Annotated in this window: 23 protein-coding genes; 14 read left to right on the top strand and 9 right to left on the bottom strand. The window is 64.1% G+C overall.

The window, feature by feature from the left end; genetic code table 11:
- Nucleotide 1: 1 nt before the first annotated feature.
- On the bottom strand, nucleotides 2-1,435 hold the full coding sequence (lysA, locus tag NATTI_RS0105240) for a diaminopimelate decarboxylase (protein ID WP_006089099.1): 1,434 nt from the start codon (nucleotides 1,433-1,435) through the stop codon (nucleotides 2-4).
- Between the two features lie 182 nt (nucleotides 1,436-1,617).
- Between lysA and NATTI_RS0105235 the strand changes: the two genes are divergently transcribed.
- On the top strand, nucleotides 1,618-2,016 hold the full coding sequence (locus NATTI_RS0105235) for an SHOCT domain-containing protein (protein ID WP_006089100.1): 399 nt from the start codon (nucleotides 1,618-1,620) through the stop codon (nucleotides 2,014-2,016).
- 393 nt (nucleotides 2,017-2,409) lie between these two features.
- Nucleotides 2,410-3,324 (top strand): hypothetical protein, encoded by a 915-nt coding sequence (locus NATTI_RS0105225; RefSeq protein WP_006089101.1) that lies wholly within the window; start codon nucleotides 2,410-2,412, stop codon nucleotides 3,322-3,324.
- 134 nt (nucleotides 3,325-3,458) lie between these two features.
- Here NATTI_RS0105225 and NATTI_RS0105220 read toward each other — a convergent pair whose 3' ends face one another.
- Genes NATTI_RS0105220 through dapA form a run of 3 tightly spaced genes read right to left on the bottom strand, consistent with a single transcriptional unit; the run spans nucleotide 3,459 to nucleotide 5,985 of the window.
- Nucleotides 3,459-4,295, bottom strand: a complete 837-nt coding sequence (locus NATTI_RS0105220) for a 2,3,4,5-tetrahydropyridine-2,6-dicarboxylate N-succinyltransferase (protein WP_006089102.1) — start codon at nucleotides 4,293-4,295, stop codon at nucleotides 3,459-3,461.
- On the bottom strand, nucleotides 4,292-5,059 hold the full coding sequence (dapB, locus tag NATTI_RS0105215) for a 4-hydroxy-tetrahydrodipicolinate reductase (protein WP_006089103.1): 768 nt from the start codon (nucleotides 5,057-5,059) through the stop codon (nucleotides 4,292-4,294). Before dapB ends, NATTI_RS0105220 begins: the two co-directional genes overlap by 4 nt.
- Nucleotides 5,056-5,985 (bottom strand): 4-hydroxy-tetrahydrodipicolinate synthase, encoded by a 930-nt coding sequence (gene dapA / locus NATTI_RS0105210; RefSeq protein ID WP_006089104.1) that lies wholly within the window; start codon nucleotides 5,983-5,985, stop codon nucleotides 5,056-5,058. The genes dapB and dapA overlap by 4 nt, the downstream gene beginning before the upstream one ends.
- 522 nt (nucleotides 5,986-6,507) lie before the next feature.
- Here dapA and NATTI_RS0105205 point away from each other — a divergent pair.
- Together NATTI_RS0105205 and NATTI_RS0105200 are read left to right on the top strand one after the other, a co-directional pair.
- Entirely contained in the window at nucleotides 6,508-7,332 is an 825-nt protein-coding gene (locus NATTI_RS0105205) for a M48 family metallopeptidase (RefSeq protein ID WP_006089105.1), read from the top strand.
- A gap of 207 nt (nucleotides 7,333-7,539) precedes the next feature.
- Nucleotides 7,540-8,037 (top strand): LabA-like NYN domain-containing protein, encoded by a 498-nt coding sequence (locus NATTI_RS0105200; protein WP_006089106.1) that lies wholly within the window; start codon nucleotides 7,540-7,542, stop codon nucleotides 8,035-8,037.
- A 50-nt stretch (nucleotides 8,038-8,087) separates the two neighbouring features.
- On the opposite strand, the gene NATTI_RS0105195 is transcribed toward NATTI_RS0105200, so the two are convergent.
- Nucleotides 8,088-8,270, bottom strand: a complete 183-nt coding sequence (locus NATTI_RS0105195; protein WP_006089107.1) for a hypothetical protein — start codon at nucleotides 8,268-8,270, stop codon at nucleotides 8,088-8,090.
- Nucleotides 8,271-8,441: 171 nt separating this feature from the next.
- Between NATTI_RS0105195 and NATTI_RS0105190 the strand changes: the two genes are divergently transcribed.
- From NATTI_RS0105190 to ppsA, 5 genes are all read left to right on the top strand, one after another.
- Nucleotides 8,442-8,936: a PUA domain-containing protein gene (locus NATTI_RS0105190; RefSeq protein ID WP_006089108.1), complete on the top strand. Its 495-nt coding sequence runs from the start codon at nucleotides 8,442-8,444 to the stop codon at nucleotides 8,934-8,936.
- A gap of 145 nt (nucleotides 8,937-9,081) precedes the next feature.
- On the top strand, nucleotides 9,082-9,600 hold the full coding sequence (locus tag NATTI_RS0105185) for a DedA family protein (RefSeq protein ID WP_006089109.1): 519 nt from the start codon (nucleotides 9,082-9,084) through the stop codon (nucleotides 9,598-9,600).
- A 150-nt stretch (nucleotides 9,601-9,750) separates the two neighbouring features.
- Nucleotides 9,751-10,134 (top strand): nascent polypeptide-associated complex protein, encoded by a 384-nt coding sequence (locus tag NATTI_RS0105180; protein WP_006089110.1) that lies wholly within the window; start codon nucleotides 9,751-9,753, stop codon nucleotides 10,132-10,134.
- Between the two features lie 92 nt (nucleotides 10,135-10,226).
- A complete protein-coding gene (locus tag NATTI_RS0105175; protein ID WP_049806278.1) occupies nucleotides 10,227-11,000 on the top strand; it encodes a methyltransferase domain-containing protein in 774 nt (257 codons plus the stop codon).
- A gap of 156 nt (nucleotides 11,001-11,156) precedes the next feature.
- On the top strand, nucleotides 11,157-13,505 hold the full coding sequence (gene ppsA, locus NATTI_RS0105170) for a phosphoenolpyruvate synthase (protein WP_006089112.1): 2,349 nt from the start codon (nucleotides 11,157-11,159) through the stop codon (nucleotides 13,503-13,505).
- Between the two features lie 34 nt (nucleotides 13,506-13,539).
- On the opposite strand, the gene NATTI_RS0105165 is transcribed toward ppsA, so the two are convergent.
- On the bottom strand, nucleotides 13,540-13,875 hold the full coding sequence (locus tag NATTI_RS0105165) for a type II toxin-antitoxin system PemK/MazF family toxin (RefSeq protein WP_006089113.1): 336 nt from the start codon (nucleotides 13,873-13,875) through the stop codon (nucleotides 13,540-13,542).
- 7 nt (nucleotides 13,876-13,882) lie between these two features.
- On the bottom strand, nucleotides 13,883-14,239 hold the full coding sequence (locus NATTI_RS0105160) for a hypothetical protein (RefSeq protein WP_006089114.1): 357 nt from the start codon (nucleotides 14,237-14,239) through the stop codon (nucleotides 13,883-13,885).
- Between the two features lie 328 nt (nucleotides 14,240-14,567).
- Between NATTI_RS0105160 and mfnA the strand changes: the two genes are divergently transcribed.
- The gene (gene mfnA / locus NATTI_RS0105155; protein ID WP_027119062.1) at nucleotides 14,568-15,653 is read left to right on the top strand and encodes a tyrosine decarboxylase MfnA; all 1,086 of its coding nucleotides are present in this window, start codon (nucleotides 14,568-14,570) and stop codon (nucleotides 15,651-15,653) included.
- Between the two features lie 678 nt (nucleotides 15,654-16,331).
- Nucleotides 16,332-16,673: a hypothetical protein gene (locus NATTI_RS0105145; protein WP_019991648.1), complete on the top strand. Its 342-nt coding sequence runs from the start codon at nucleotides 16,332-16,334 to the stop codon at nucleotides 16,671-16,673.
- 9 nt (nucleotides 16,674-16,682) lie between these two features.
- Here the strand turns inward: NATTI_RS0105145 and NATTI_RS0105140 are convergent, their stop codons facing one another.
- Entirely contained in the window at nucleotides 16,683-18,050 is a 1,368-nt protein-coding gene (locus tag NATTI_RS0105140; RefSeq protein WP_006089117.1) for a sodium-dependent transporter, read from the bottom strand.
- Between the two features lie 438 nt (nucleotides 18,051-18,488).
- Here NATTI_RS0105140 and metG point away from each other — a divergent pair, with 438 nt between their 5' ends.
- Nucleotides 18,489-20,606, top strand: coding sequence for a methionine--tRNA ligase (gene metG / locus NATTI_RS0105135; protein ID WP_006089118.1), 2,118 nt, complete (start codon nucleotides 18,489-18,491; stop codon nucleotides 20,604-20,606).
- 104 nt (nucleotides 20,607-20,710) lie between these two features.
- Here the strand turns inward: metG and NATTI_RS0105130 are convergent, their stop codons facing one another.
- Nucleotides 20,711-20,998, bottom strand: a complete 288-nt coding sequence (locus tag NATTI_RS0105130) for a GYD domain-containing protein (RefSeq protein WP_006089119.1) — start codon at nucleotides 20,996-20,998, stop codon at nucleotides 20,711-20,713.
- 118 nt (nucleotides 20,999-21,116) lie between these two features.
- Here NATTI_RS0105130 and pyk point away from each other — a divergent pair, with 118 nt between their 5' ends.
- Together pyk and NATTI_RS0105120 are read left to right on the top strand one after the other, a co-directional pair.
- Nucleotides 21,117-22,916, top strand: coding sequence for a pyruvate kinase (gene pyk, locus NATTI_RS0105125; protein WP_006089120.1), 1,800 nt, complete (start codon nucleotides 21,117-21,119; stop codon nucleotides 22,914-22,916).
- Between the two features lie 77 nt (nucleotides 22,917-22,993).
- Nucleotides 22,994-23,425, top strand: a complete 432-nt coding sequence (locus NATTI_RS0105120) for a DUF7312 domain-containing protein (RefSeq protein WP_006089121.1) — start codon at nucleotides 22,994-22,996, stop codon at nucleotides 23,423-23,425.
- Nucleotides 23,426-23,530: the final 105 nt, after the last annotated feature.

The following is a 23,530-nucleotide window of genomic DNA, read 5'->3' as shown; positions in this document are numbered from 1 at the left end:
GCTATCGAGTATCGTGGCCGTTATGTGCTTCTCGGTCTGCGTCGGTATCAGCGTTCCCGTTCGATCCGGCGCCGCCGGCTTTGTCCGTCGGGTCGGAGCGCTCGGTCTCGAGCCGAGTGATGTCGTCGAGCGTCTCGCGGCGACGGGCGAGTCGCACGCCGTCGCCGTCGAGGACGACCGAGGCCGGCCGGGGACGGGAGTTGTACTGGTTGGCCATCTCGTAGCCGTAGGCCCCCGTGTTTCCGATCGCGAGGACATCGCCGCGCTCGCTCGCAGGCAGTCGACGGTCGGTACAGAACACGTCCCCGCTCTCGCAGATCGGGCCGGTGATGGTCTGTGGGCGGATCTCGCGGCTGGTGTGGCTGTTGTTCGTGTCGGTGTCGCCGCCGTGCCCGCCGGTGGTGCTCGAGTCCGCCGTCAGATTCCGGATCGGGTGGTAAGCGTCGTACATCGCGGGCCGGAGCAGCGTCGTCATTCCGGCGTCGACGCCGACCGCGAGCGTGTCGCGGGCCTCCTTGACGGTGTTGACTTCGGTCAGGAGGACGCCCGCGTCGGCCACGAAGTAGCGGCCGGGTTCGATCGTCAGCCTCGCGTCGACCTCGCCGATCGCCTCGCGCGTCGCATCGGCGACCGCCTCGAGGTCCAGTGGTTCCTCCTCGTCGCGATATGGAACGCCGAAGCCGCCGCCGACGTCGACGAACTCGAGGCCGTCGCCGTCGACGGCCGCGATCGCGTTGCTCACGTCTCGCGCCAGATTCCCCATCCGCTCGACGAACTCCCGGTGATCGTCGAGTTGGTCGCTCGAGACGCCCGATCCCACGTGGGCGTGGATGCCGACGACGTCGAAGCCGCGCTCGGCGGCGTCGGTGAGCACGTCGACCGCGCGCTCTGCGGGGACGCCGAACTTCGCGTTGGCGCCGGTCTGGACTTTCTCGTGGTGGCCCGCGCCGATGCCCGGATTGACCCGGAGACAGAGCCGGCCGTCGTAGCCCCGGTTCTCGAGGCGGTCGATCGTATCCTCGGCTCCAGCGGTGATCGTTAGGTCGGGATTGTCTTCCCAGGCGTCGACGACCCAGTCGAGGTCACGCGCGGGCGGGTTGACGGCCGTGTAGTGGACGTCCGCACCCGTCGCGTCGCCTTCGGTGCTCGAGTCGACAGCTGCGAGCGCGCGCTTGAGTTCGCCTGCGGAGGCGCACTCGAGACCCACGCCTTCCGCGTGGAGGGTCTCGAGGACGTCTCCCAGAGCGTTCGCCTTCACGGCGTAGAGGATTTCTGCGTCCGGAAACGCAGACCGGATTCGGTGAGCGTTCTCGCGGACGCGCTCGAGATCGAGGACGTACAGCGGCGAGCCGTAGTCGGCGACGAGATCACGCAGCGCCTCCGCGTCCCAGTCTACGAGACGGCGGACGGCAGGTGACTCGGCGAACTCAGTCATTGGTCATTCGTAATGAGCGTAACAATTCAAGAGTTTGGATTTCCGGATTCAACTGTCAGTGAAAGGGATGGCTGTGAGATTCGCCGGAGCCGTCGCTCCCGAAAATCGGTGTCACCGGTGGCTCTTTACACGGTACTGACAGCCCGGTAAACTTTTCTTTCTCATCGATAAGATGTTGGATAGTGACACAGCCGCTAACCGCAGTCGTCAGCAGCGCCGTCAGTATGTTGACCGTCGGACTGGCTCTCGGACTGCTGTTTCTCGGCTGGTCGAACTTCTGGATCGTGTTCGTGATCGGATTCGCATTCGTCCTGCCGGCGGCCGTCCAACTCGCCCAGTGGTACGAGACACAGTCCTCGAGCGCAACACACGATTCACAGCCCCACACTAACAACGAGCAGCAACGACCGCTCGAAACACTTCGCGAGCGGTACGCTAGCGGGGAAATCGACGAAGAGGAGTTCGAGCGGCGCGTCACGCGTCTCCTCGAGACCGAATCCGTAGCCGACGCGGAGACGTTCCTCGAGGACGCTGGCGAGGGGGTGGACGAGCGGAATCTGGAATCCGAGCGAAACAGCTGATGGAGCGAGTCACGGACCGCGTTCGAATCGCAGATCATGATATCGTGTCACTTTCGGTTCGACAAGGTGACCTCCAGCAACAAACAGCCCGTCGACCGCATTGACCTTGCTTCCGTCGAATTCCGAAGGGTTCGACTACTCGCGCAGCGCGTCCTCGCGTTCAGTCGCCTCGAGCGTCTCCGTCTTGAGGACGTATAGCGACGAGCCGTAGTCGGCGAGAGACTCGAGTCGCGCTACGCCTCAGTTGACGAGCCGACGGATGGCCGGCGATTCCGCGAACGTAGCCCTTGCTCACCCGAACTGACCGTGAGGATTCGAGGGTCTGAATTCCCGCACTTGGTCACGAGATCCGATACCGGAGGAATTTTTTCGTCGTCGTGACCACTGAACGGCATGCAGATAGACGGGTCTGCCGCCGACTTGTTTCTCTCCTACGCAGATGGCGACGTGCCGTTGTCACGGATCTGGGGGCATCCAGCCTACGAAATCGCACGCAAACACGCATCGGTACTCGGCCGGGATCTCACGCAGGCAGACGTTCAACGGGCGATGAATGGCGAACGGACCACGTTCTCCGAGGTGGAAGACGTCACTGAAAACCGGGACCGGATCGATCGATTGCTCGATCACGTCCGCTCCCAGGAAGCCGAGTGGACCGACCTAATCGATCGACAGCTGCTACGCGTCACACCGGACGAGGATGTCTCGGACGTAATCCTTCATTTGGCCATCGGCTACGAACTCGGAATCGGTTTGGGATCCGGCGCGTACGTGAACCTGAACGACCCGTTTTTCCTCGAGTCGCCACGGCAGTTACTCTACACTGCCATCCACGAGAGTTCTCACGTCCTCTACGAGCGGGAACACGGCTCGATCACGGAACTGGGTTCGAAGCCGATGCGCTCTCGAGAGGTGCAGTGGCGGGTCTTCAATACGATTGTTCACACCGAAGCGTTCGCCACCTATACGCCGCTCAAACTGCGAAAAGCGGACGGAAACGTCGGCGGTCACGACCACGCACTTTGCGAAGACTACCGCGTGCTAGCTGACGAGGCACTGTTGAGCGACCTCGTCGTGAAGTACGATTCGTTCCGCCAAACGCTTCGAGACGGGGCGGTATCGCGCGATACGCTGTTCAAACGGCTTTTCAGCGAACTGCGCCTCCCCTATCGTGTCGGCTTAGCGTTGCTCACAGGTATCGAAGAGAAAGCGGGACTTGAGGAACTGCGAGGTGCGTTCTACATGGATCCCGAACCGTTTTGCGAGACGTACGATTGGGTACTCAACGAGTACAGAACCCGTTCCTGACTGGGAATTTTCGCTCACTCTCTGGTGTCTGCTGGACATTTACACGCTCGATCCGGTGTTAGCGCTCCTCAAATCTCGATTCAACGGTAGTGGAGTCGACCAACGGACGAAGAAACAGTGTCGGCCGTTTCCGCTTATTCCCGCAGCGCGTCCTCGCGCTCGGTCGCCTCGAGCGTCTCCGTCTCCAGATCCGTCGCCACGACGGCCGGTTTGTAGGCGCCGCCGTCGAAGAGCGCGTGGTCGCTGATCGAAGATTCGACGAAGCGGGTGAACGCGCGGCGGTCGGCCGGCAGTTCGCCGTAGAGGACCTCGTCTTCGACGAGGTCGTAGACGGGAATGCGCGGCGTCAGCAGCGTGTTCTCGCCGACGACGCTGTTCTCGCCGACGACGAACCCCGAGGTGACGCGACAGCCCGCGCCGAGCGAGACGCCATCCTCGACGATGACCGGTGCGTCCTCGACTGGCTCGAGCACACCCCCAATGAGGGTGTTCGCGCCGAGTTTGACGTTCGCGCCGATCTGGGCGCAGGAGCCGACGGTGTCACAGGAGTCGACGAGCGTGCCGTCGCCGATGTGGGCTCCGATGTTGACGAAGGCCGGGCTCATCAGGATGCAGTCCGAGCCGATGTGAGCGCCCTTGCGGACGACGGTTCCGTCGGGCGTGTTGCGGCTCCCGCGGTCGCCGTACCCGCTCGAGTCCGCGAGCGGAAGGACGTCGTTGTACGTGACGCCGCCGTACTCGCGGGGGACGGTCTCGCGCAGGCCGAAGTTGAGCAGGATGCCCTGCTTGACCCACTCGTTGGCCTCCCAGGTGTCGCCCCGTTTCTCCGCGGCGCGAGCCTCGCCCTCTTCGAGGGCCTCGAGGAAGGCGTCGAGCGTCGCTTTTTCGTCCTCGCCGACGGTCTCGACGCCGACGTCGTCGTTTTGCTTGCGCTCCCACAGTTCGTCGATCTCGGTCTCGAGCGTGCTCATTCGCTAATCACGTCCGCGAAGTCGTAGTCGCCCGCCTTCTGTCCAGCGATCCAAACTGCCGCGTCGACCGCGCCCGCGGCGAAGACCCCGCGGTCCTCGGCGCGGTGGGTGAGTCGAACCTCCTCGTGATTGCCCGCGAGGACGATTTCGTGTTCGCCCGTGACGTTGCCCGCGCGGAGCGCGTGGACGCCGATCTCACCCTCCTCGCGCGGGTCCTCACCTTCGCGGCCGTGGGTACGGCCGTTGAAGTCGCCGTTGGCCTCGATCTCGGAGAGCAGCCGGTTTGCGGTGCCACTCGGCGCGTCGCGTTTCGCGTTGTGGTGGGTCTCGACGAGTTCGACGTCGTAGCCTGGCAGGTTTCGGACGGCCTCGCCGACAGCGTTCAGCAGGGCCTGGACCCCGCGGGCGAAGTTCGGCGCGTGGAGGACGGCGACCTCCTCGCTCGCGGACTCGAGGGCCTCGCGCTGTCCATCGTCGAAGCCCGTCGTTCCCGTGACGAAGGCGACGCCGGCGTCGGCGCAGGCTTCGGCGTAATCGACGGCCGAATCGGGACCGGTGAAGTCGATCACAACGGCGGGCTCGTGCTCGACGACCAGCGCGTCGAAGTCGTCTGCGGGTTCGATGTCGACGTCGTCGACCGTCTCGCCCTCGGGTTCCCGGGTGACCGCGAAGACGACCTCGCAGTCGGCGTGGTCCGCTGTGGCGGCGATCACTTCTCGTCCCATTCGGCCGGTGGCCCCGGTGACGCCGACCCGTACCGTCATCGATCACCCTCCGGATTCGCATCGGCGACCTCGGTCGACTCGCGCTCGAGGTCCGCGAGGACGGCCTCGAGGCCCTCGCGGTACTCCTCGGAGAGTCGGGTCAGCGGCGGCCGCATCCGGGCGGGTCCGTAGCCTCGGATCTCCATGGCCTCCTTGACCGGGATCGGGTTGGTCTCGACGAACAGTTCGCGGAACAGCGGGCCGAGTTCGTGGTGCAGTTGCTGGGCGCGCGCGTAGTCGCCGTCGAGCGCCGCGCCGACCATCGCGCAGGTGAGTTCGGGTTCGATGTTGCCGGCGACGCTGATCGTGCCGGTGCCGCCGACCGCGATCGTCGGCAGGGTGAGCGCGTCGTCGCCCGAGAGGACCGCGAAGTCCTCGTCCATCGTGCGCTCGGCGATCTCGCCGATCTGGCCCAGGTCGCCGCTTGCGGCCTTGTAGCCCGCGATATTCTCGTGGCTCGCGAGTTCGACGGCGGTGTCGGGTTCGATGTTCTGGCCCGTACGCGAGGGCACGTTGTAGACAATCTGCGGGAGGTCGACCGCGTCGGCGATCGTTCGGAAGTGGTCGACCAGTCCGCGCTGCTCGGGCTTGTTGTAGTACGGCGAGATCAGGAGGAGCCCGTCCGCGTCGGCTTCGGCGGCGCGTTCGGAGAGTTCGAGCGCCTCGCGGGTGTTGTTCGAGCCCGTGCCCGCGATGACGGGCACGTCGTCGACGGCCTCGATGACGGCCTCGACGACGCGGACGTGTTCGTCGTGGGTCAGCGTCGCGGATTCGCCCGTCGAGCCGACGGGAACGAGTCCGTCGACGCCCGCGGCCTCGAGTCGCTGGGCGTCGGTCTGGAGCGTTTCGAAGTCGATGCGTTCGTCCTCGTCGAACGGCGTACACATTGCCGGGAAGACGCCGGTGAAGTCGATATCGGATGTCATGGGTGGGTGTTGCTATCTGAGTCGGCTGCTGGGTACTTGGGATTGGTTATTCGCGCGTCGTGGGTCATACGGTTTACTGTAAGTCATTTACGGCGCAACCGCGATCCGGTCGACGGTTGCGCCGGTAAATCGGTACAGTACATCCGTATCAGGCGTGGAATCGAACTCGACCTGACTGCGTCGAGGTCGCGCCCGGGACGGGGGTGCTACGCCCGCCTCGAGCACTGGTTACGTTACGGGCGTTTTTTACCAAAAGGAGCCGCAGACGGTCCACTCACGCGACGAGAGACGACGACGCGAGCGGAGTGGGTCATACGAGTGAGAGGGACGGGAACCGACTTATGAATTTCGCTCTTCTTCGGCTGGCGCGACGCCCTCTGGACGTACCGCTCGACGGACCTATCACCGGCAATGACGGATCGATCAGCAACCGGGAGCACACTGTGGGACCGGGTGACGGCACCGCTGGATCCGTCGGTATATCCCGCGATGTTTATACATCATGATCACTTACCCCTGTCTATGACAGACTTCGGACTGAAACTGCGGATGTTCGTCGTCGGCTCGATGCTGGCGGCGTTATACCTGTTCGTCGGGGCCGTCGGACTGGCGTTCCTGGGTACAGGGGCGTGGCCGATCGTCTTGCTGTTGCTGGTTACGTTCCCGTTCATCCAGTACAAAATCGGGACCTGGGCCGCCACCAGAAAGGCCGAAGAGATGCCCGAAACCGGCCAGTACGCGGACATTCACCGGATGACCGAGTCGCTCTCCCGCGACATGGGTATCGATAAACCCAAATTGATGGTTCAGCAGATGGGCGTCCCGAACGCCTTCGCGACCGGCCGCAAGGGTGACGGTGTCGTCGTCGTCAGCGAGGAGCTCATCCGGCTGCTCGACCGCGACGAACTCGAGGGCGTCATCGCCCACGAACTCGCCCACATCAAGAACCGCGACGTGCTCATGATGACGGTTGGCAGCTCCATCGGGATGATGGTCGGCTATGCCGTCTACTTCGTCTACGTGTTCGCGGGCGAGGACAACCCCGGCGGCTTCATCGTCGGGATGGTGCTCTCGATGATCGCCCAGATGCTCGTGACGGTGCTCGTGATGGCCATCTCCCGGTACCGCGAGTACGTCGCCGACGACGACGCCCGCCAGTACATCGGCAGCGGCGACCCGCTCGCCCGCGCCCTCGAGAAGATCTCGCAGGGGTCGGAAAACCGCGAGTCGACCATCGACGACGGGCAGGCCGCACTCTGTATCTTCAACTCCGACAAGAGCCTCATGGCACAGCTGTTCGCGACCCACCCGCCGACCGAGAAGCGCATCGAGAAGCTCCGCAGCTAACGGCTGACGATCGGCTACAGTCGACGATATTTTGGCTGCTGTTCATCACCGTCCGGAGCGACCGCGCCGGCCGGCCGCCAACTCGAACGATGACGATCACTCGAGCGTGAGTGATATCGGCTACGTGTCTCGAGTCGCCGAGGTCGAAGCCCGCAAATACGGACCCAACGACGCGCCTTTTTAACGATTGCCGATACAATGTAGTCCATGACCGAAATTCATCCCGGCCAGCGCGTCGCCGTCCTCGTCGACGCCCAGAACCTCTATCACACGGCACAGAGCCTCCACAGTCGAAATATCGACTACTCCGCGCTCCTCGACAAGGCCGTACAGGACCGCCAGCTGACTCGCGCCATCGCGTACGTGATCCGCGCGGACTCGCCGGAAGAAGAGAGCTTCTTCGAAGCGCTGGTCGATATCGGCTTCGAGCCGAAAATCAAGGATATCAAGACGTTCTCGGACGGGACAAAGAAGGCCGACTGGGACGTCGGAATGAGTCTCGACGCGATCACCCTCGCGAACCACATCGACACGCTCGTCCTTTGTACGGGCGACGGCGACTTCTCGCGGCTCTGCTCGCACCTGCGCCACGAAGGGGTCCGCGTCGAGGTGATGGCGTTCGAGTCCTCGACGGCTGAAGAACTCATCGACGCGGCGGATTCGTTCCTCGACCTCGGCGAGCGCCACGAGACGTTTCTGCTGTAGGCGCTTTCGCGTGTCACTCTCGGTCGTCGCGGGCGATTCGCGGCAACCGATCAGGCTCGATGCGGGTACTGACTTCGCCAGAGACCGATCAGTAGCGCGTAGCCGGTAACGAGCAGGGTCACACCCGCGAGAAGATAGGTTGTCGGGCCCGAGACGAGCGAGGCCGGGCCAGCCAGCGTCAGGGTGCCGAAGACGAGTAGGGCAGCCCCGAGGCCGATTTGCGTGACATCCATTGGATAGCGGTACTACAGAATCGAGTATTATAACGTTCTCTATCTCGTTTTTATATTGGAATTTGATATGTGTGATACGTAGATCGGTGTCGGCTACGAACCGGTCCGGTCGCCGATCACGCGGCGCTCGAGGTCGAAGGGCTTTCGACCGCCCGCACGAAACGCAACACAATGAGCGACACAGGCGACGAAAACGGGCTGGCGGGGCTTTCGAATCTCCGCACGATCGCGGACTACCAGTTCGGCGCAGGGGCGGGCGACGCGCTGTTCCCACCCGCGGAATCGTTGACGGTCAAACGGACGACCTCGGGTCGCCCCCAGCAGGTCCACGCCGATGCCGGCCGTCTCGTTTCCTTCGGTACCGACGGCCGATTTACGCTCGGACTCGAGGGCGGTCGACGACTCCACGTGGCACTCGACCACCCGGCCTACCGCGTCGTCGTCGACGACGAGAGCGAACCGTTCGTCCGCGACGAGAAGAACGTCTTCACGAAGTTCGTCCTCGAGGTCGGCCCGGAAATCCGGCCGGGCGACGAGGTGGTGGTCGTCCACGAGCGCGGCGAGGTGATCGCGGTCGGGACGGCACGACTCGGCGCCGAGGCTATCGAGGACTTCGAGACCGGGATGGCCGTTACCGTACGCGAGGGTGCACCTGCGACCGACTGAGCGAATCCGAGACGGCCCGACGGCGTCGACGATCGGACGAGTATCTGGATCGGAAAATTCAGTCACCCCTTTATGTTCTTCCCGTTCGACTGACGGTGTACGTTCGGTGTCGCGCCGTTCCCCGTGTTGACACCGGCTTCACCCCATGTCGCCCATCACGCTCTCGCTCGAGTACACCCTCGCCGCGATCAGCGTCGCCGGTCTTCCGGCGCTGTTCGTCGTCTTCGTCTTGAAAGGTGCCCTCGTCGGGAAGATCTTTCCGACGAGCGTGTTCCTCTCGGGATACGTGGTCCTCACCGCCCCGACGCACGTGGGTGCCGCAACGATCGTCGTCCTCGTGACGGTCGCGCACGTGATCGGCCAGTTCGCCGTCTACACCGGAAGCAGACGATACGGCGAGGAGATCGTCTCGGCGGTCCCCTACCTCAATTTTGATCCGTCGTCGGACCGGTTTCGTCGGGTCGGTCAGTGGTTCGACCGCTACGGCGATGTCGCCGTCTTCGGGACGAACGTGCTCCCGTGGAGTCGTGGACTGATCGCGATTCCAGCCGGAGTCAGTTCGTACCCGCGGCGTCGATACCTCGTCCACGTCGGCGCATCGACGCTGCTGTATCACACCGTCTACGTTGCTCTCCCGCTGCTCGGACTCGCCGCGGTCGCGTGATACTGTCTGTTGTGCATCATTTGCCGCGGGACCGAGAGCCATCCTGCGGCCCCACCGGCAACTCGTTACAGCAAACCGTATGAGGGAATCGACGACCGCCGGGCGCGCTAGACCGCAGGGTAAAAGGTGGCTGGTAGCGACGTGTCGGGTATGTTCGGAGGAGGCGGCGGACTGAACCCGCGCAAGATGGAACAGATGATGGAACAGATGGGCATCGACGTCGAGGATATCGACGCCGAAGAGGTCATCATCCGCACCGACGAGTACGACCTCGTCTTCAACGACGCCGAAGTCACGAAGATGGACGCTCGCGGCCAGGAGACCTATCAGGTCATCGGCTCGCCGGAGCAAGTCGAGTCCGGTGCCGCAGGCGGAAGCGCCGACGCCGGGGGCGACGCGGACGCCGGCAGTGCGATTCCCGACGACGACGTCGAACTCGTCTCGGCCCGCACCGGCGTCAGCGAGGACGAGGCCCGCGAGGCCCTCGAGGACGTCGACGGCGACCTCGCCGCAGCAGTCGAATCCCTCGAGTGACGCGCGTGAGCGAGCGCGATTCGGAGGCCAACGACGACACTGCAGGCGAAGCGAAAGCGGATCAGGATGCGAAAGCCGGAGCTGACGGCGGGATCGAATCTCACGAGGAGCACGAGCCAGACACCGGGAGCGACCGCGTTCCCGTCCTGCTCGTCCGCGAGGACCGAAACTATCTGGTCGAACCCGGCGAAGAGCAGGGGACCGATCTGGGGGTCCTCGAGGTGCCCGAAGACGTGCAACCGGGCGACACCATCGAGACCCACCTGGGCGACGAGTTTCGGGTCCGCAGACTGCGCGGCCCGGACCTCTTCCATCACTTCGAGCGCACGGGTGCGCCGATGGTCCCTCGCGACATCGGCCTGATCATCGGTGAGACGGGGATCGCACAGGGAGACCGAGTGCTCGATACCGGCACCGGAACGGGCGTGCTCTCGGCGTCGATGGCTCGCGCCGGGGCGTCGGTCGTGACCTACGAGCGCGACCCGGAGTTCGCCGATGTCGCGCGCGAAAACATGAAGTTGGGCGGGGTCGCCGAGGCCGTCGATATTCGAACGGGCGACCTGACCGAGGACGTCGAGGAACTCGAACCCGCCTCGTTCGACGTGATGACGCTCGACACCGGAGACGCCGCGGAGTTGGTCGGACACGCCCCGGAGCTACTGGTCGAGGGCGGCTTCGTCGCAGTCTATAGCCCCTTTATCGAGTCGACTCGCGCGGTCGTCGAGACGGCCCGCGAGGCCGGCCTGTCGAACGTACGTACCCGGGAGACGATCCAGCGGGAGATGCAGTTCGACGACCGGGGCTCGCGACCGTCGACCGCGCCGGTCGGCCACACGGGCTATTTGACGATTGCCAGAAACGTGTAGCCAGCCGACGATCTGCCGGCCGCACGTCGACCGGAAGAATTGCCGGAACCGGCAATAAGCCGGCGCCTACCGTCGAAACTCATTCGGTCCCGAGTTGCGAATCGGCGCGACTGTTCGCAACCCTTTTTATTCGCTCGGGTGTCCACGCCACTAGAGATGGCTGTACTCTGGCTGGACGAGATCAGTGCCGGCGACCTCGAGAAGGTCGGCGGCAAAGGTGCCTCCCTGGGCGAGCTTACGGGTGCTGGGCTGCCCGTACCGCCGGGATTCGTGGTAACCGCCGGAACCTATCGATCGTTCATCGAAGACGCCGAAATCGACGAGGAGCTGTTCGAGGCCGTCGAGGTCGACGTCGACGACTCGAGCGCGCTCGCGACCGCGGCCGACCGCGCGCAGGAACTCATTCTCGAGACGCCGTTCCCCGACCAGCTGCGCGAGGAGATCCTTGCATCCTATCGCGAGGTCGGCAACGGCGAGGCGTTCGTCGCCGTTCGATCCTCGGCGACGGCGGAGGACCTGCCCGACGCCTCCTTTGCTGGACAGCAGGAAACCTTCCTGAACGTGACCGAGGAGGCGCTTCTCGACCGCGTTCGCGAGTGCTGGGCGTCGCTGTTCACTCAGCGAGCGATCTACTACCGCCAGGAGCAGGGCTTTGACCACTCCACGGTCAACATCGCGGTCGTCGTCCAGCAGATGGTCGACGCTGAGAAGTCGGGCGTGATGTTCACGAGCCACCCGTCGACGGGCGACCCGACGATGATCATCGAGGCCGCGTGGGGACTTGGCGAAGCCGTCGTCTCAGGCGCCGTCTCGCCGGACAACTACGTCGTCCCGCGCGACGATGAGGAGACGGACGTGACCGTCGCCGAAAAGAAGGTGATGCACGAAAAAGACGAGGAGACGGGCGAGACCGTCGAGCGTGAGGTGCCCGCAGACAAACGAAACGCGCGCGTACTCAGCGACGAGGAGATCGACAAACTCGTCGAACTCGGTGAGCGCGTCGAGGACCACTACGACACCCCGCAGGACGTCGAGTGGGCCATCATCGACGGAGACGTCTACATGCTGCAGTCCAGACCGATCACCACCATCGACGAGAGCGGAAACGGAGTCGAGGCGGCCGACGCGAGCGGTGTCGTCGACGCTGCGAAAGGCGTCACCGACGGCAGTGGCAGCGGCGGCATGCAGGCCGAATCGGGCGGTGACGGCGGCTCGAGCACCGGCTCCTCCGGCGACGTCATCGTCGACGGACTCGGCTCGAGTCCGGGCACCGTCAGCGGGGCCGCACAGATCGTCCTGAAACTCGACGATCTGGACAAGGTCAAGGAGGGCGACATCATCGTCACGGAGATGACGATGCCGGATATGGTCCCCGCGATGAAACGCGCCTCGGGAATCATCACCGACGAGGGCGGCATGACCAGCCACGCCGCCATCGTCTCCCGCGAACTCGGCGTCCCGGCCATCGTCGGCACGACGAACGCCACCACCGTCCTCGAGGACGGCCAACTCGTCACGCTCGACGGCGACAAGGGTGCGGTGCTCGAGGGTCAGAAGGTCGAACCCGACGAGGAGACCGAACCCGTCGAAGAGGTGCGTCCGCAGTCGCCGGTCAAACCGATGACCGCGACCGAGGTGAAGGTCAACGTCTCGATCCCCGAGGCCGCCGAACGCGCGGCCGCGACGGGCGCCGACGGCGTCGGCCTGCTCCGCACGGAGCACATGATCCTCTCGCTGAACCAGACGCCCGCCAACTACATCGAGGAAAACGGCGAGGACGCCTACATCACGGAACTCGTCGAGGGCATCCGCGGCGTCGCCGACGAGTTCTATCCCCGTCCCGTCCGCGTGCGAACGCTCGACGCGCCCACCGACGAGTTCCGCCAGCTCGAGGGCGGCGACGACGAGCCAAAGGAGCACAACCCGATGCTCGGCTATCGCGGGATTCGCCGGTCGCTCGACCGGCCCGAGGTCTTCGCCCACGAACTCGAGGCGTTCCGCCGACTGTACGAGATGGGCTACGACAACGTCGAGATCATGTTCCCGCTGGTCAACGATGCCGAGGACATCTATCAGGCCAAGCGGCTGATGGAGGAGGCGGGGATCGACCACAAGAAGCGCAAGTGGGGGGCGATGATCGAGACGCCGGCCTCCGCGCTGTCGATCGAGGGGATGGCCGAGGCGGGGATCGATTTCGCCTCCTTCGGCACCAACGACCTCACCCAGTACACGCTCGCGGTCGACCGGAACAACGAACACGTCGCCGACCGGTTCGACGAGCTCCACCCGTCGATCCTGAAACTGATCGGGACCGTCATCGAGACCTGTCGCGAACACGATGTCGAGACGAGCATCTGCGGGCAGGCTGGCTCCAAGCCGGAGATGGTCCAGTTCCTCGTTGACGAGGGCGTGAGTTCGATCTCGGCGAACATCGACGCCGTTCGCGACGTTCAGCACGAAGTCAAGCGGACCGAACAGAAACTCCTGCTCGATTCGGTTCGCTAAATCGAAACCGTCTCCGATAGGTCGCTTTCAGCGTTCAAGAGACATACTCCGTGAGCGTGGCAACGGTTTCATCGACGAGTGCCGTTTCCAGACGGCCTTGTCGGAACTCGATGTCGTTTGCGTCGATGGTTTCCACGCTCCACGGAACGATACTGCTCGACTTCGGCGTCCCGCCTTCGACCCAGGCGTCGTCGGGGATCCGAACAAATCCGTCGTGCCAGGTTCGGGTCGTCAGTGCGAGAGCGATGTACTGATCGCCCTGAAACGGCTGTGACTCGTTGCTGATAAGTACCCACGGCCGTGAATAGTCGGCTCCTTTGAACGGATCGTCGCCGTAGCAGACGTCGCAACGCTCGAGATCACTTGCCATCGGTCGACTAGTTCTCCGAAGTCGTGTCGTCGACGGCGTGAGCTCGCCACTCCTCTTTGTCTTCGGTTCCATACTGTTCGTTGAGCCGTTCAGTCGCTCGGCGGTATCTGCCGAACGATCGGATGCGGTCTCGGTCGCCGATCGCCCAGTACTCGCCCTTGTGTCGAACCAGATCACGCTCCTCGAGTCGACCAAGGACGGTGTGAATCGAGTTCTCGTTGATATCCGTTCGAGCTGCGATTTCGGCAGCCTTGAACGCCTTGTCGTCGTTCGTGAGGAGGAACTGGAGAACTTTCTCGGGATTGCTCAGGTCCCGGAGTTCCTCTTCCGGTGTTTCCTCGAACGTTTCGATATCGATCGACATGTAACGTACTTCTTGTCGAATCGTAGTAAGCGTTACCGATGTAGGTTTGTAAGTGATGTACCATCTGATATTGCAGCGTGTATCGATCTGACTTCATCCGAGACGTCTAGCACAGGGTCAAATACGTCGAACAGAAGCTGTTGTTCGATTCGATTCGCTGACACCGCGGTCGCCGTCGGACAATTTTTCGAGCCTGCAGACTAGTCGACACAGCCGCGGCGACGTTCAAGCCCGACGACAACCGCGAGTCGGTTTCTCCGAGTGTATGAAACCGTACGTGTCGGCGCTAAACGCAACGTTGAAACCGGTGAACGTACTCGTGCGTGATATGCAAATCGAGCCGCAGTCGTTCGATCGGGTGCTCTCGTCGATGTGCACCGAGCCCCACCCGGTCGCACGCAAGGCGGCCGAACGATTTCTCGCGACGAACCCCGGCGATCCCGGAACCTATCCGAACGTTACGGCCCTGGAAGAGGATGCGATCGCTACGTTAGGCGAAATCGCGGGACTCGAGGATCCCGCTGGCTACGTCGCCAGCGGCGGAACGGAAGCGAACATTCAGGCGGTCCGGATCGCTCGCGACCGCGCGGAGACGCGGACGCTGAACGTCGTCATGCCCGAATCGGGACACTTCAGTTTCCAGAAGGCCGCCGACGTTCTCGGCGTGGAGTTGCGGATCGTTCCCACGGACGACGACTTTCGGGCCGACCTCGAGGCGGTCCGCTCCTGCGTCGATGCGGAGACGGCCATGGTGGTCGGCGTCGCGGGGACGACCGAGTACGGCCGCGTCGATCCGATCCCCGAACTCGGTGAGATCGCCCGCTCTGTCGGGGCACTGTTGCACGTCGACGCCGCCTGGGGCGGGTTCGTCCTGCCGTTTACCGACCACGAGTGGCACTTCGGCCACGCCGCGGTCGACACGATGGCGATCGATCCCCACAAGATGGGCCAGGCCGCGGTCCCCGCGGGCGGGTTGTTGGTTCGCTCGGACGACCTGCTCGACGAACTCGCCGTCGACACGCCCTACCTCGAGTCGACCTCGCAGGCGACGCTGACCGGAACGCGGTCCGGAGCGGGGGTCGCCAGCGCCGTGGCGGCGATGGACGAACTGTGGCCCGAGGGCTACCGTCGCCAGTACGCCCGATCTCGGCACAACGCCGAGTGGCTCGCAAATGCCCTCGAGAAACGGGGCTACGACGTCGTCGATCCGACGCTTCCGCTCGTTGCGGCCGACCTGCCGCGGTCGACGTTCGACGCGCTGCGGGACGAGGGATGGCGGATCTCGAGAACCGGGACGGGTGAGCTACGGGTGGTCTGTATGCCCCACGTCTCGCGGGAGATGCTGGCGTCGTTTATCGGGGATCTGGATCGACTCGAGGTGCGCGCAAGCGTCCCCGTCGCGAGCGGTGATTAGGGGGGGTCGGGCCCGGGAGCCGTCGCGGCTCGCACGCGTTTTCCGGTGCGATACGCTCGAGAAGCGGTGTTCACGGCGTTCGCCTCGGCGAGTCTCATCTCGTGTCCGATCGTCCGATCTAGGTGCAGTGGCGCACGCTGGGCTGTGGCGAACGAAACGTGAGCCGCAGTCCGACGTTGCGCGAGGTCGTCGCGAGTAGCGCGGGATCAACGATCCCGCGGACCGTGCGAACGGGCGCGGAGCGCCCGTAAGCAGATGCCACGAGCGACTGCGTGGAAGACGCGGAGCGTCTTCCTATGGATGAGTGAGCGGAGCGAACGAATCGGCCGGGGAGGACGTGGAAATCCCCGTTGCTAGAAGCACTGCGTTACTGGTTGTCGACGGTACTGCTGACCGCGACGGCTCCACCCGCGGACGATACCTCCACCCAATCGTCTACGACCCAATCGTCTACGCTGCTCATCTGGCGACGATGAGAGCCACGTCCTCCCCAGCCGATTCGCTCCGTCGCGTTGCTCCGTCGCTCATCCCTCGCGCACAGTCGAACCGTGGTTCATTTTCACTCACCACGGTCCAGCGCGCGCCGCCCACGTGGTTCGATCGGCCGTTCGTCGGTGAGCATCGTAGCGCATCGACGGGAATCGATACCCGTTTGCCCCATCGCTCTGAGACTCGAGTATGGCAATGGATCGAATCGACGGCGTCGCAGTCGTCGGCTTCGCCGCGATAGTCGCGGCATCGGCGGCGCTCGAGGGGGTCGTCGTGGCGGCCGCGCTCGGCGGCTTTGCGCTCTCGCTCTCGAGTTGGCGACTCTACGGCGGCCGGCCCTGGGAGGCGCTGGCCTGGTTGGCGTGGGTCGGGGCCGCCGTCGCGCTCGTGATCGCCCCCGGTGGTGGCGCGTTCGTCGTCACGTTCTTCGGCCCGTTGCTTCTGGGACTGGGGCTGTTGCTTGCGGACCGACTGGACCTGCTCCCGGCGATCTGGCACGGGACGGCTCCCGAGGAGCGGACGGACGGCTAACGCGGGCGACTACTGGTCGCCGACCCACTCGGCGAAGGGGCCGGTGAGGAACTCGTAGTAATCGAGGATACCGAGTACGAGCGCGACGAGCAGCACGAGGATGACGGGGATCCTGACGGCCCAGATCCAGGCCGGGCCGAGCGAGCCGAGGTCACCGATCCCGCGTTGTAGTTCGTCGACCGCGAGGTCGGGGAGCGACCAGCCGACGAGAATCATGAGGAGGAGTCCGCCGAGCACCAGGAGGATCTGATCGGCGAAGAGATCGAAGAGGTCGAGCAAGACGAGGTCGTAGGCGGACGGCACACCGAGCAGGAACATCGCGCCGCCGATGCCGATCGCGGCCGTGGGTCGGCTGATACCACGCTCGTCGATAATGTAGGAGACGACGACCTCCATGAGACTGATCGCACTCGAGAGCGCGGCGATGGCGACGGTGCCGAAGAAGACGGCCCCGATCAGCCAGCCGAGCGTGAGGTCACCGAACGCGGCGGCTAGCGAGACGAAGATCGCACCTGCGCCGGGATCGGCCGGATCGACGCCCGCGGTGAAAAGGATCGGAAAGACGATCAGGCCGGTGATAAAGGCGATCGCGGTATCGAAGCCGATGATGATCGCGCCGTCCTCCGCGAGGTTGCGGTCCTCACCAAGGTAGGAGGCGTAGGTGATCATTACCCCCATACCGAGCGAGAGGGTGAAGAAGGCCTGGCCGGCCGCGGCGGGGACGATGCTCTGCCAGTTGTCGGCGATGACGCCCCACTCGGGGGAGAGATAGTAGCTGTAGGCCTCGCCCGCGCCCGGAAGGGTTGCGGCGTAGATCGCCAATCCGATGGTAATGATGATGATCGCGGGAACCATCACCTTCACCGCGAGTTCGATCCCGCGTTCGATCCCGACGGCGACGATGGCGATCACGGCAGCCATGAAGATGGCGTGAAAGAGGATGGCGTCGAGGCCGCTCGCGAGCGTGACGAACTGCCCTTCGGCCTCGGCGGCGTCGGCGAGGTAGCCGTCCTGCAGCCCGAGGATCGTATAGCGGATCGTCCAGCCGGCGACGACGCTGTAGTACGACAGAATGACGAACCCGGTCGCGATGAAGATCCAGCCGACGTACTCCCAGATCCCGGAGCCGATCTCTTTGAGCGCGCCGACGGGGTTACGTTCGGTTCGGCGACCGACGACGAACTCGACAAGCATCGCCGGGAAGCCGATGACGACGATGAACAGCAGGTACATCAGGAGGAAGCCGGCACCGCCCTCCTGTCCCACCTGGAACGGAAACCGCCAGATGTTCCCGAGTCCAACGGCGCTGCCGACGGCCGCGAAGATGAATCCGACCCGGGTCGCCCACTGTTCGCGCGGGATATCGACGGAGCTCATACGTGGGTCGTGCTATCGTATATGTCAAAACGGTACGTGATCGTCGAGTCCGGAAATCCGGGCTTGTGGACCGTATATAAACACTACCCTCGAATTCATCGACGTTGAAAGACCGGCTTCTTGGGGGTCACATACGAGCATTCGAGCGGAACGCAGGGTGAAGTGACGCTAGAGTCACAGGACCGAACAGTTATGTGGATATACGAACAACTCGAAACTGATGAGGACGCGTACCGTCCGCGACGCTCTTCTGATGCGCCCGTAGCGACGGTACCGCACCGGGTGGAACGCTGCGAACACGTCGGTCATACGACGGTCGCGTGGCGCGAAACTCGAGTCAGTCTCGATTCCTTACTCGAAAGCGACTGGTATCGCTCGCGAACCGACCGACGACCGAAAACCGGCGGGTTTTACGCCCGCCACCGACACCACACAGATATGAGCAACGACGACTTTCCGACGGACAGACCCGCGGTCGTGACCTGTGGGTTGCCGTACGCCAACGGCGACCTGCACATCGGTCACCTGCGGGGGTACATCGGCGCCGACGCGTTCAACCGCTCGCTCAAAACGTTAGGCCAAGAGACGGCCTACGTCTGCGGCTCGGACATGCACGGCACCCCGGTTGCCGTCAACGCCGAACAGGAGGGCGTCGACCCCGCGGATTTCGCACTCGAGTGGCACGAACAGTACGAGGAGACGTTCCCGCAGTTCAACGTCGACTTCGACAACTACGGGCACACCCACGACGAGACGAACACCGAACTAACCCAGGAGATCGTCCGCACACTGGACGACGCGGGCTACATTTACGAGAAGGAGATTCAGGTCGCCTACGATCCTGACGCCGACCAGTACCTCCCCGACCGCTACGTCGTCGGGACCTGCCCCTACTGTGGCGAGAAGGCCCGCGGCGACGAGTGCGACGAGGGCTGTCAACGACACTTAGAGCCCGGTGAAGTCGAGGACCCGGAGAGTACGATTACCGGGAACCCGGCCGAGTACCGGAAGCGAGCCCACAAGTTCTTCGAGGTCTCCGAGTTCACCGACTACCTGACCGAGTTCTTAGACGGCCTCGAGGGAACCTCGAACGCCCGAAACCAGCCGCGCCAGTGGATCGAAGACGGCCTGCAGGACTGGTGTATCACGCGGGATATGGACTGGGGGATCGACTATCCTGGCGACGGGGACGACACCGAAACGGACGACGACCTCGTCCTCTACGTCTGGGTCGACGCCCCGATCGAGTACATCGCCTCGACCAGGCAGTACACCGAGCGCGTCGGCGCTGATGAGTACGACTGGGAGCGCGTCTGGAAGGACGACGGCGATATCGTCCACGTCATCGGCCGCGACATCATCCAGCACCACGCCATCTTCTGGCCGGCGATGCTCGAGGGTAGCGGCTACAATGCCCCTCGCGGAATCGCGGCGACCGGTTTCATCACGATCAACGGCAAGGGACTCTCGACCAGCCGAAATCGAGCGATCTGGGCGAAAGAGTATCTCGAGGAAGGGTTCCACCCCGACCTTCTGCGATACTACCTGACCACGACCGGCGGCCTCCAGCAGGACGTCGACTTCTCCTGGGAGGCGTTCCAAGAAAAGGTCAACGGCGAACTGGTGGGAACCGTCGGCAACTTCTGGTACCGCTCGCTGCTCTTCGCCTACCGGAACTACGAGGGGACACCGGAGACGGACGTCTCCGAGGAGGTACGGGAACGCATCGAGGGCGCGATCGGCGAGACCCGCGACGCGGTCAACGACTACGATCTCCGCGGCGTCGGCCACGCCGCGACGCGACTCGCCCAGTTCGGCAACGAGTACATCCAGCGAAACGAGCCCTGGAAGCTCACCGACGAAGAGCCGGAGCGGGCGGCACAGGTCATCCGCGACTGCGTCCAACTCGCCAAGGCCGTCGGCGTGCTCCTCGAGCCGATCACACCCGATAAATCCCAACTGCTCTGGGAACAGATCGGTGAGGACGGCGAAATCGCGGACGCCCACCTCGAGGACGCCCTCGAGGCCCCGCCACGAACTTTTGACGAACCCGGCGAACTCTTCGAAAAGATCGAGGACGACCGCGTCGAGGAACTCACTCGAAAGCTCGAGGAACGAGTCGAAGCGGCCTCGAGCGACGAGGAGGAGTCCGACGAGGGAGAAACCGAAAACGACGACACCGATGGGGCCGAAGGCGACGATATGGCAGACACTGGCGATCTCGAGCCGCTACTCGAGGATCGAATCGGATTCGAGGACTTTCAGGAACTGGACATCCGCGTCGGCCGGATCGAGTCGGCCGAGGGGATCGAGGGCGCGGACGACCTCGCCAAACTCGAGGTCGACATTGGCTTCGAGACCCGACAGGTCGTCGCGGGAATCAAGCAGCTACACGACCTCGACGAGCTACCGGGAACGAACTGCGTGCTCCTCGCGAACATGGAGCCCGCGGAGCTGTTCGGCGTGGAGTCGAACGGGATGATCCTCGCCGCGGGCGAGGAGGCGGACCTGCTGACGACCCACGGCGACGCCGAAATCGGCGAGAAAATCAAGTAGCTTCGCGTCGGCCGGCTCGAGTTTCCGTCGACTGCGTTTTTCGAAGCACTCGAGGGACGGCTTCGTTCGAACCTCGATTCGGCTGTGGGATTCGACACGACCGCTTACACTTCGTCGACTAGATGTGCGAAGTCGTCGGTATGGGTAACCTCCATCGTCTCCGCTGACAGCCCGTGACGGCGCAGCGTCAGCGCCGACTTGAACGCCGACTCTCGGTCCGGTGCCTCGAATAAGACGAGGAAGTCGTGTCCCCCGAGGATCGCGTAGGAGTCGATTACGTCGGCCTCGTGCTCCTCGAACTCCGTCCTGATCTCGCCCCAGATCGACGAGAGCTCCTGGGCGTTCTGTACGTCTCGATCGTCGATGTCGACGAGTGATGCGTACGTGGCCATGTTCGATGGGTGGGTCGTCCGTGGGAAAACCGTTCGCGTGGCACAGGACGGGTCGAAAGACAACTCGAAGGCGAGTAAACCACCTATCTTTTTGCCCGTACTCCCGCTACGTCGAGCCATGAGAAACGCGAAAATCGTCTGTACGCTGGGGCCGGCCTCGAGCGACCGGAACACGATCCGGGAGCTCGCCGACGCCGGGATGTCAGTCGCCCGTCTGAACGCGAGCCACGGGAGCCGCGAAGATCGCGCCGAACTGATCGACCGGGTTCGGGCCGTCGACGAGTCCCGCGAGGCGCCCGTCGCGGTGATGCTCGACATGCAGGGTCCGGAGATCCGGACCGCGCCGCTCCCCGAGGGAGAGACGGTGAGCCTCGAGACCGGTTCGGAGATTCGATTCGTCGAAGGCGACGAGGTGTCCCCCGATAGCGTCGGTCTCTCACTGCCGATCGGGGCCGTCGAGCCGGGCGACCGAATTCTGCTCGACGACGGACTAATCGAGACGACCGTCCTCGAGCCCGAGGATGCGGATTCGCGAGGGCACGACGACCAGTCGGTCCGTGCCCGCGTCGACACCGGTGGCGAACTGGGCGGCCGAAAGGGCGTCAACGTGCCCGGGGTAGATCTCGATCTCGAGATCGTCACCGAGTCCGACCGCAAGGACCTCGAGTTAGCCGCCGAGAAGGGGGTCGACTTCGTCGCGGCGAGTTTCGTCCGCGACGCCGAGGACGTCTACGCGGTCAGCGAGGTGCTCGAGGAACTGGACGTCGAAATCCCGCTGATCGCGAAGATCGAACGCGCGGGTGCGGTCGAGAACTTGGACGAGATCATCGAAGCCGCCTACGGGATCATGGTCGCCCGCGGCGATCTGGGCGTCGAGTGTCCGATGGAGGACGTTCCGATGATCCAGAAGCGAATCATCCGCAAGTGTCGCAACGAGGGATCGCCGGTGATTACGGCGACGGAGATGCTCGACTCGATGGTCCACGCTCGCCGGCCCACACGGGCTGAGGCCTCGGACGTCGCGAACGCCGTTCTCGACGGCACCGACGGCGTGATGTTGTCGGCCGAGACCGCCATCGGCGACCACCCCGTTGCGGTCGTCGACGCGATGGGCAGCATCATCCGTCAGGTCGAAAACTCCGAGGAGTACGCCGAGATGCTCGAGCAACGCGTTCCCACCGCGGGCGAGGCACGAACGGATGCGCTGGCGCGCTCGGCGCGCTTTCTCGCGCGCGACATCGACGCGGATGCGGTCGTCGCGGCAACCGAGTCCGGCTACACGGCACTGAAAACGGCGAAGTACCGCCCCGGCGTTCCGGTCGTCGCGTCGACGCCGAGTCACGAGGTCAGGCGGCGACTCGCCCTCTCGTGGGGCGTAACGCCGCTGTACGCCCGTGTCTCGGATCAGGGAGCCGACGCCGTCGTCGAGAAGGCGGTCCAAGCCGCGCTCGATGCTGGGGTCGCCGACAGCGGCGACACCGTCGTCGTCCTCTGTGGCATGATGACCGAACTCGAGGGCGCGAACACGACGAACATGCTGAAAGTCCACGTCGCCGCGGAGGCGCTGACGACCGGTCGCGTCGTCGTCGAGGGACGGACGACCGGCCCCCTCGTCCGAATGACGGACGGCGACCTCTCGGACGTCCCCGAGGGAGCAGTCCTCTCGTTGGCGGCCGACTTCGACGAGGAGTTCGAGGGCGATCTGACGACGATCGGCGGAATCGTCGACGCCCAGCGCGGACTGACCGGCTACCCGGCGCTGGTCGCGCGGGAGATGAACATTCCGATGGTCAGCGGAGCCGATCTCTCGGCGGCCGAGGAGGGCAGCGTCGTGACGCTCGACGCCGAACGCGGAGTCATCTACGGCGGCGACCTCAGCGATCGAACGGATCGGGACGAGCAGGTCGAACTGGCCTGAATCGTCGGCGGGAGTGCGGTGCCCTTCGCCCGCGCGCGGACCGCGGATTTTTGACGGCGGACCTGTTAGGACCGTCTATGGCAGACGATGCGTCCGGAAGCGACGGTGAGAACGACCGGCGTGAGCCACCGGCAGCTCCGGACGGCAAGTACTCGGACGAGGAGACAAAATCAGCGCAGTCCGCGGACGAGTGGGATACCACGGCATCTCCAGGAGACAAAGACCGGCTCGAGGACAACGGCTACGTGGAAGGCAACGACCGTGTCGGGCGGCCTGAACGAACCGACGACGAGTACCGGGTCCCACTGGATCTCTCTGACGCGCCCGACGAGGACGAAACGAGCGCAGACGGTGCTGACGATGCAGACGGAGACGATCCGTACGCACCGGAACCCAGCTCGACGCCGATCGAACCCGGCGACCCGTCGCTCGAGAACATCCTCTTCGTTATTCTGGGTGCAGTCGCGATGCTACTCGTGATGTTCCAGATCGCGTCGATTATGCTTTGAGCGGGGGTAAGAGGCGGCACCGAAGCGACCGCTGTCTGGTTTCCGTCGGTACGGTTAACGGACCGCCTCGACAACCTTTAATTTGGGTGAGAACTTAGCTCGACG

The sequence above is a fragment of the Natronorubrum tibetense GA33 genome (assembly GCF_000383975.1).
GTDB classification, from domain to species: domain Archaea; phylum Halobacteriota; class Halobacteria; order Halobacteriales; family Natrialbaceae; genus Natronorubrum; species Natronorubrum tibetense.
This window is presented reverse-complemented; position numbering and strand designations above follow the sequence as displayed.

Excerpts from the sequence above, each read along its gene's own strand:
- NATTI_RS0105220 (WP_006089102.1), bottom strand. The coding sequence starts at position 4,295 with ATGAGCACGCTCGAGACCGAGATCGACGAACTGTGGGAGCGCAAGCAA.
- NATTI_RS0105195 (WP_006089107.1), bottom strand. The coding sequence starts at position 8,270 with ATGGATGTCACGCAAATCGGCCTCGGGGCTGCCCTACTCGTCTTCGGC.
- pyk (WP_006089120.1), top strand. The coding sequence starts at position 21,117 with ATGAGAAACGCGAAAATCGTCTGTACGCTGGGGCCGGCCTCGAGCGAC.
- NATTI_RS0105130 (WP_006089119.1), bottom strand. The coding sequence starts at position 20,998 with ATGGCCACGTACGCATCACTCGTCGACATCGACGATCGAGACGTACAG.
- NATTI_RS0105185 (WP_006089109.1), top strand. The coding sequence starts at position 9,082 with ATGTCGCCCATCACGCTCTCGCTCGAGTACACCCTCGCCGCGATCAGC.
- NATTI_RS0105200 (WP_006089106.1), top strand. The coding sequence starts at position 7,540 with ATGACCGAAATTCATCCCGGCCAGCGCGTCGCCGTCCTCGTCGACGCC.
- NATTI_RS0105120 (WP_006089121.1), top strand. The coding sequence starts at position 22,994 with ATGGCAGACGATGCGTCCGGAAGCGACGGTGAGAACGACCGGCGTGAG.
- NATTI_RS0105165 (WP_006089113.1), bottom strand. The coding sequence starts at position 13,875 with ATGGCAAGTGATCTCGAGCGTTGCGACGTCTGCTACGGCGACGATCCG.
- lysA (WP_006089099.1), bottom strand. The coding sequence starts at position 1,435 with ATGACTGAGTTCGCCGAGTCACCTGCCGTCCGCCGTCTCGTAGACTGG.
- NATTI_RS0105225 (WP_006089101.1), top strand. The coding sequence starts at position 2,410 with ATGCAGATAGACGGGTCTGCCGCCGACTTGTTTCTCTCCTACGCAGAT.
- metG (WP_006089118.1), top strand. The coding sequence starts at position 18,489 with ATGAGCAACGACGACTTTCCGACGGACAGACCCGCGGTCGTGACCTGT.
- ppsA (WP_006089112.1), top strand. The coding sequence starts at position 11,157 with ATGGCTGTACTCTGGCTGGACGAGATCAGTGCCGGCGACCTCGAGAAG.
- NATTI_RS0105145 (WP_019991648.1), top strand. The coding sequence starts at position 16,332 with ATGGCAATGGATCGAATCGACGGCGTCGCAGTCGTCGGCTTCGCCGCG.
- NATTI_RS0105180 (WP_006089110.1), top strand. The coding sequence starts at position 9,751 with ATGTTCGGAGGAGGCGGCGGACTGAACCCGCGCAAGATGGAACAGATG.
- dapB (WP_006089103.1), bottom strand. The coding sequence starts at position 5,059 with ATGACGGTACGGGTCGGCGTCACCGGGGCCACCGGCCGAATGGGACGA.
- mfnA (WP_027119062.1), top strand. The coding sequence starts at position 14,568 with ATGCAAATCGAGCCGCAGTCGTTCGATCGGGTGCTCTCGTCGATGTGC.
- NATTI_RS0105190 (WP_006089108.1), top strand. The coding sequence starts at position 8,442 with ATGAGCGACACAGGCGACGAAAACGGGCTGGCGGGGCTTTCGAATCTC.
- NATTI_RS0105205 (WP_006089105.1), top strand. The coding sequence starts at position 6,508 with ATGACAGACTTCGGACTGAAACTGCGGATGTTCGTCGTCGGCTCGATG.
- NATTI_RS0105140 (WP_006089117.1), bottom strand. The coding sequence starts at position 18,050 with ATGAGCTCCGTCGATATCCCGCGCGAACAGTGGGCGACCCGGGTCGGA.
- NATTI_RS0105160 (WP_006089114.1), bottom strand. The coding sequence starts at position 14,239 with ATGTCGATCGATATCGAAACGTTCGAGGAAACACCGGAAGAGGAACTC.
- dapA (WP_006089104.1), bottom strand. The coding sequence starts at position 5,985 with ATGACATCCGATATCGACTTCACCGGCGTCTTCCCGGCAATGTGTACG.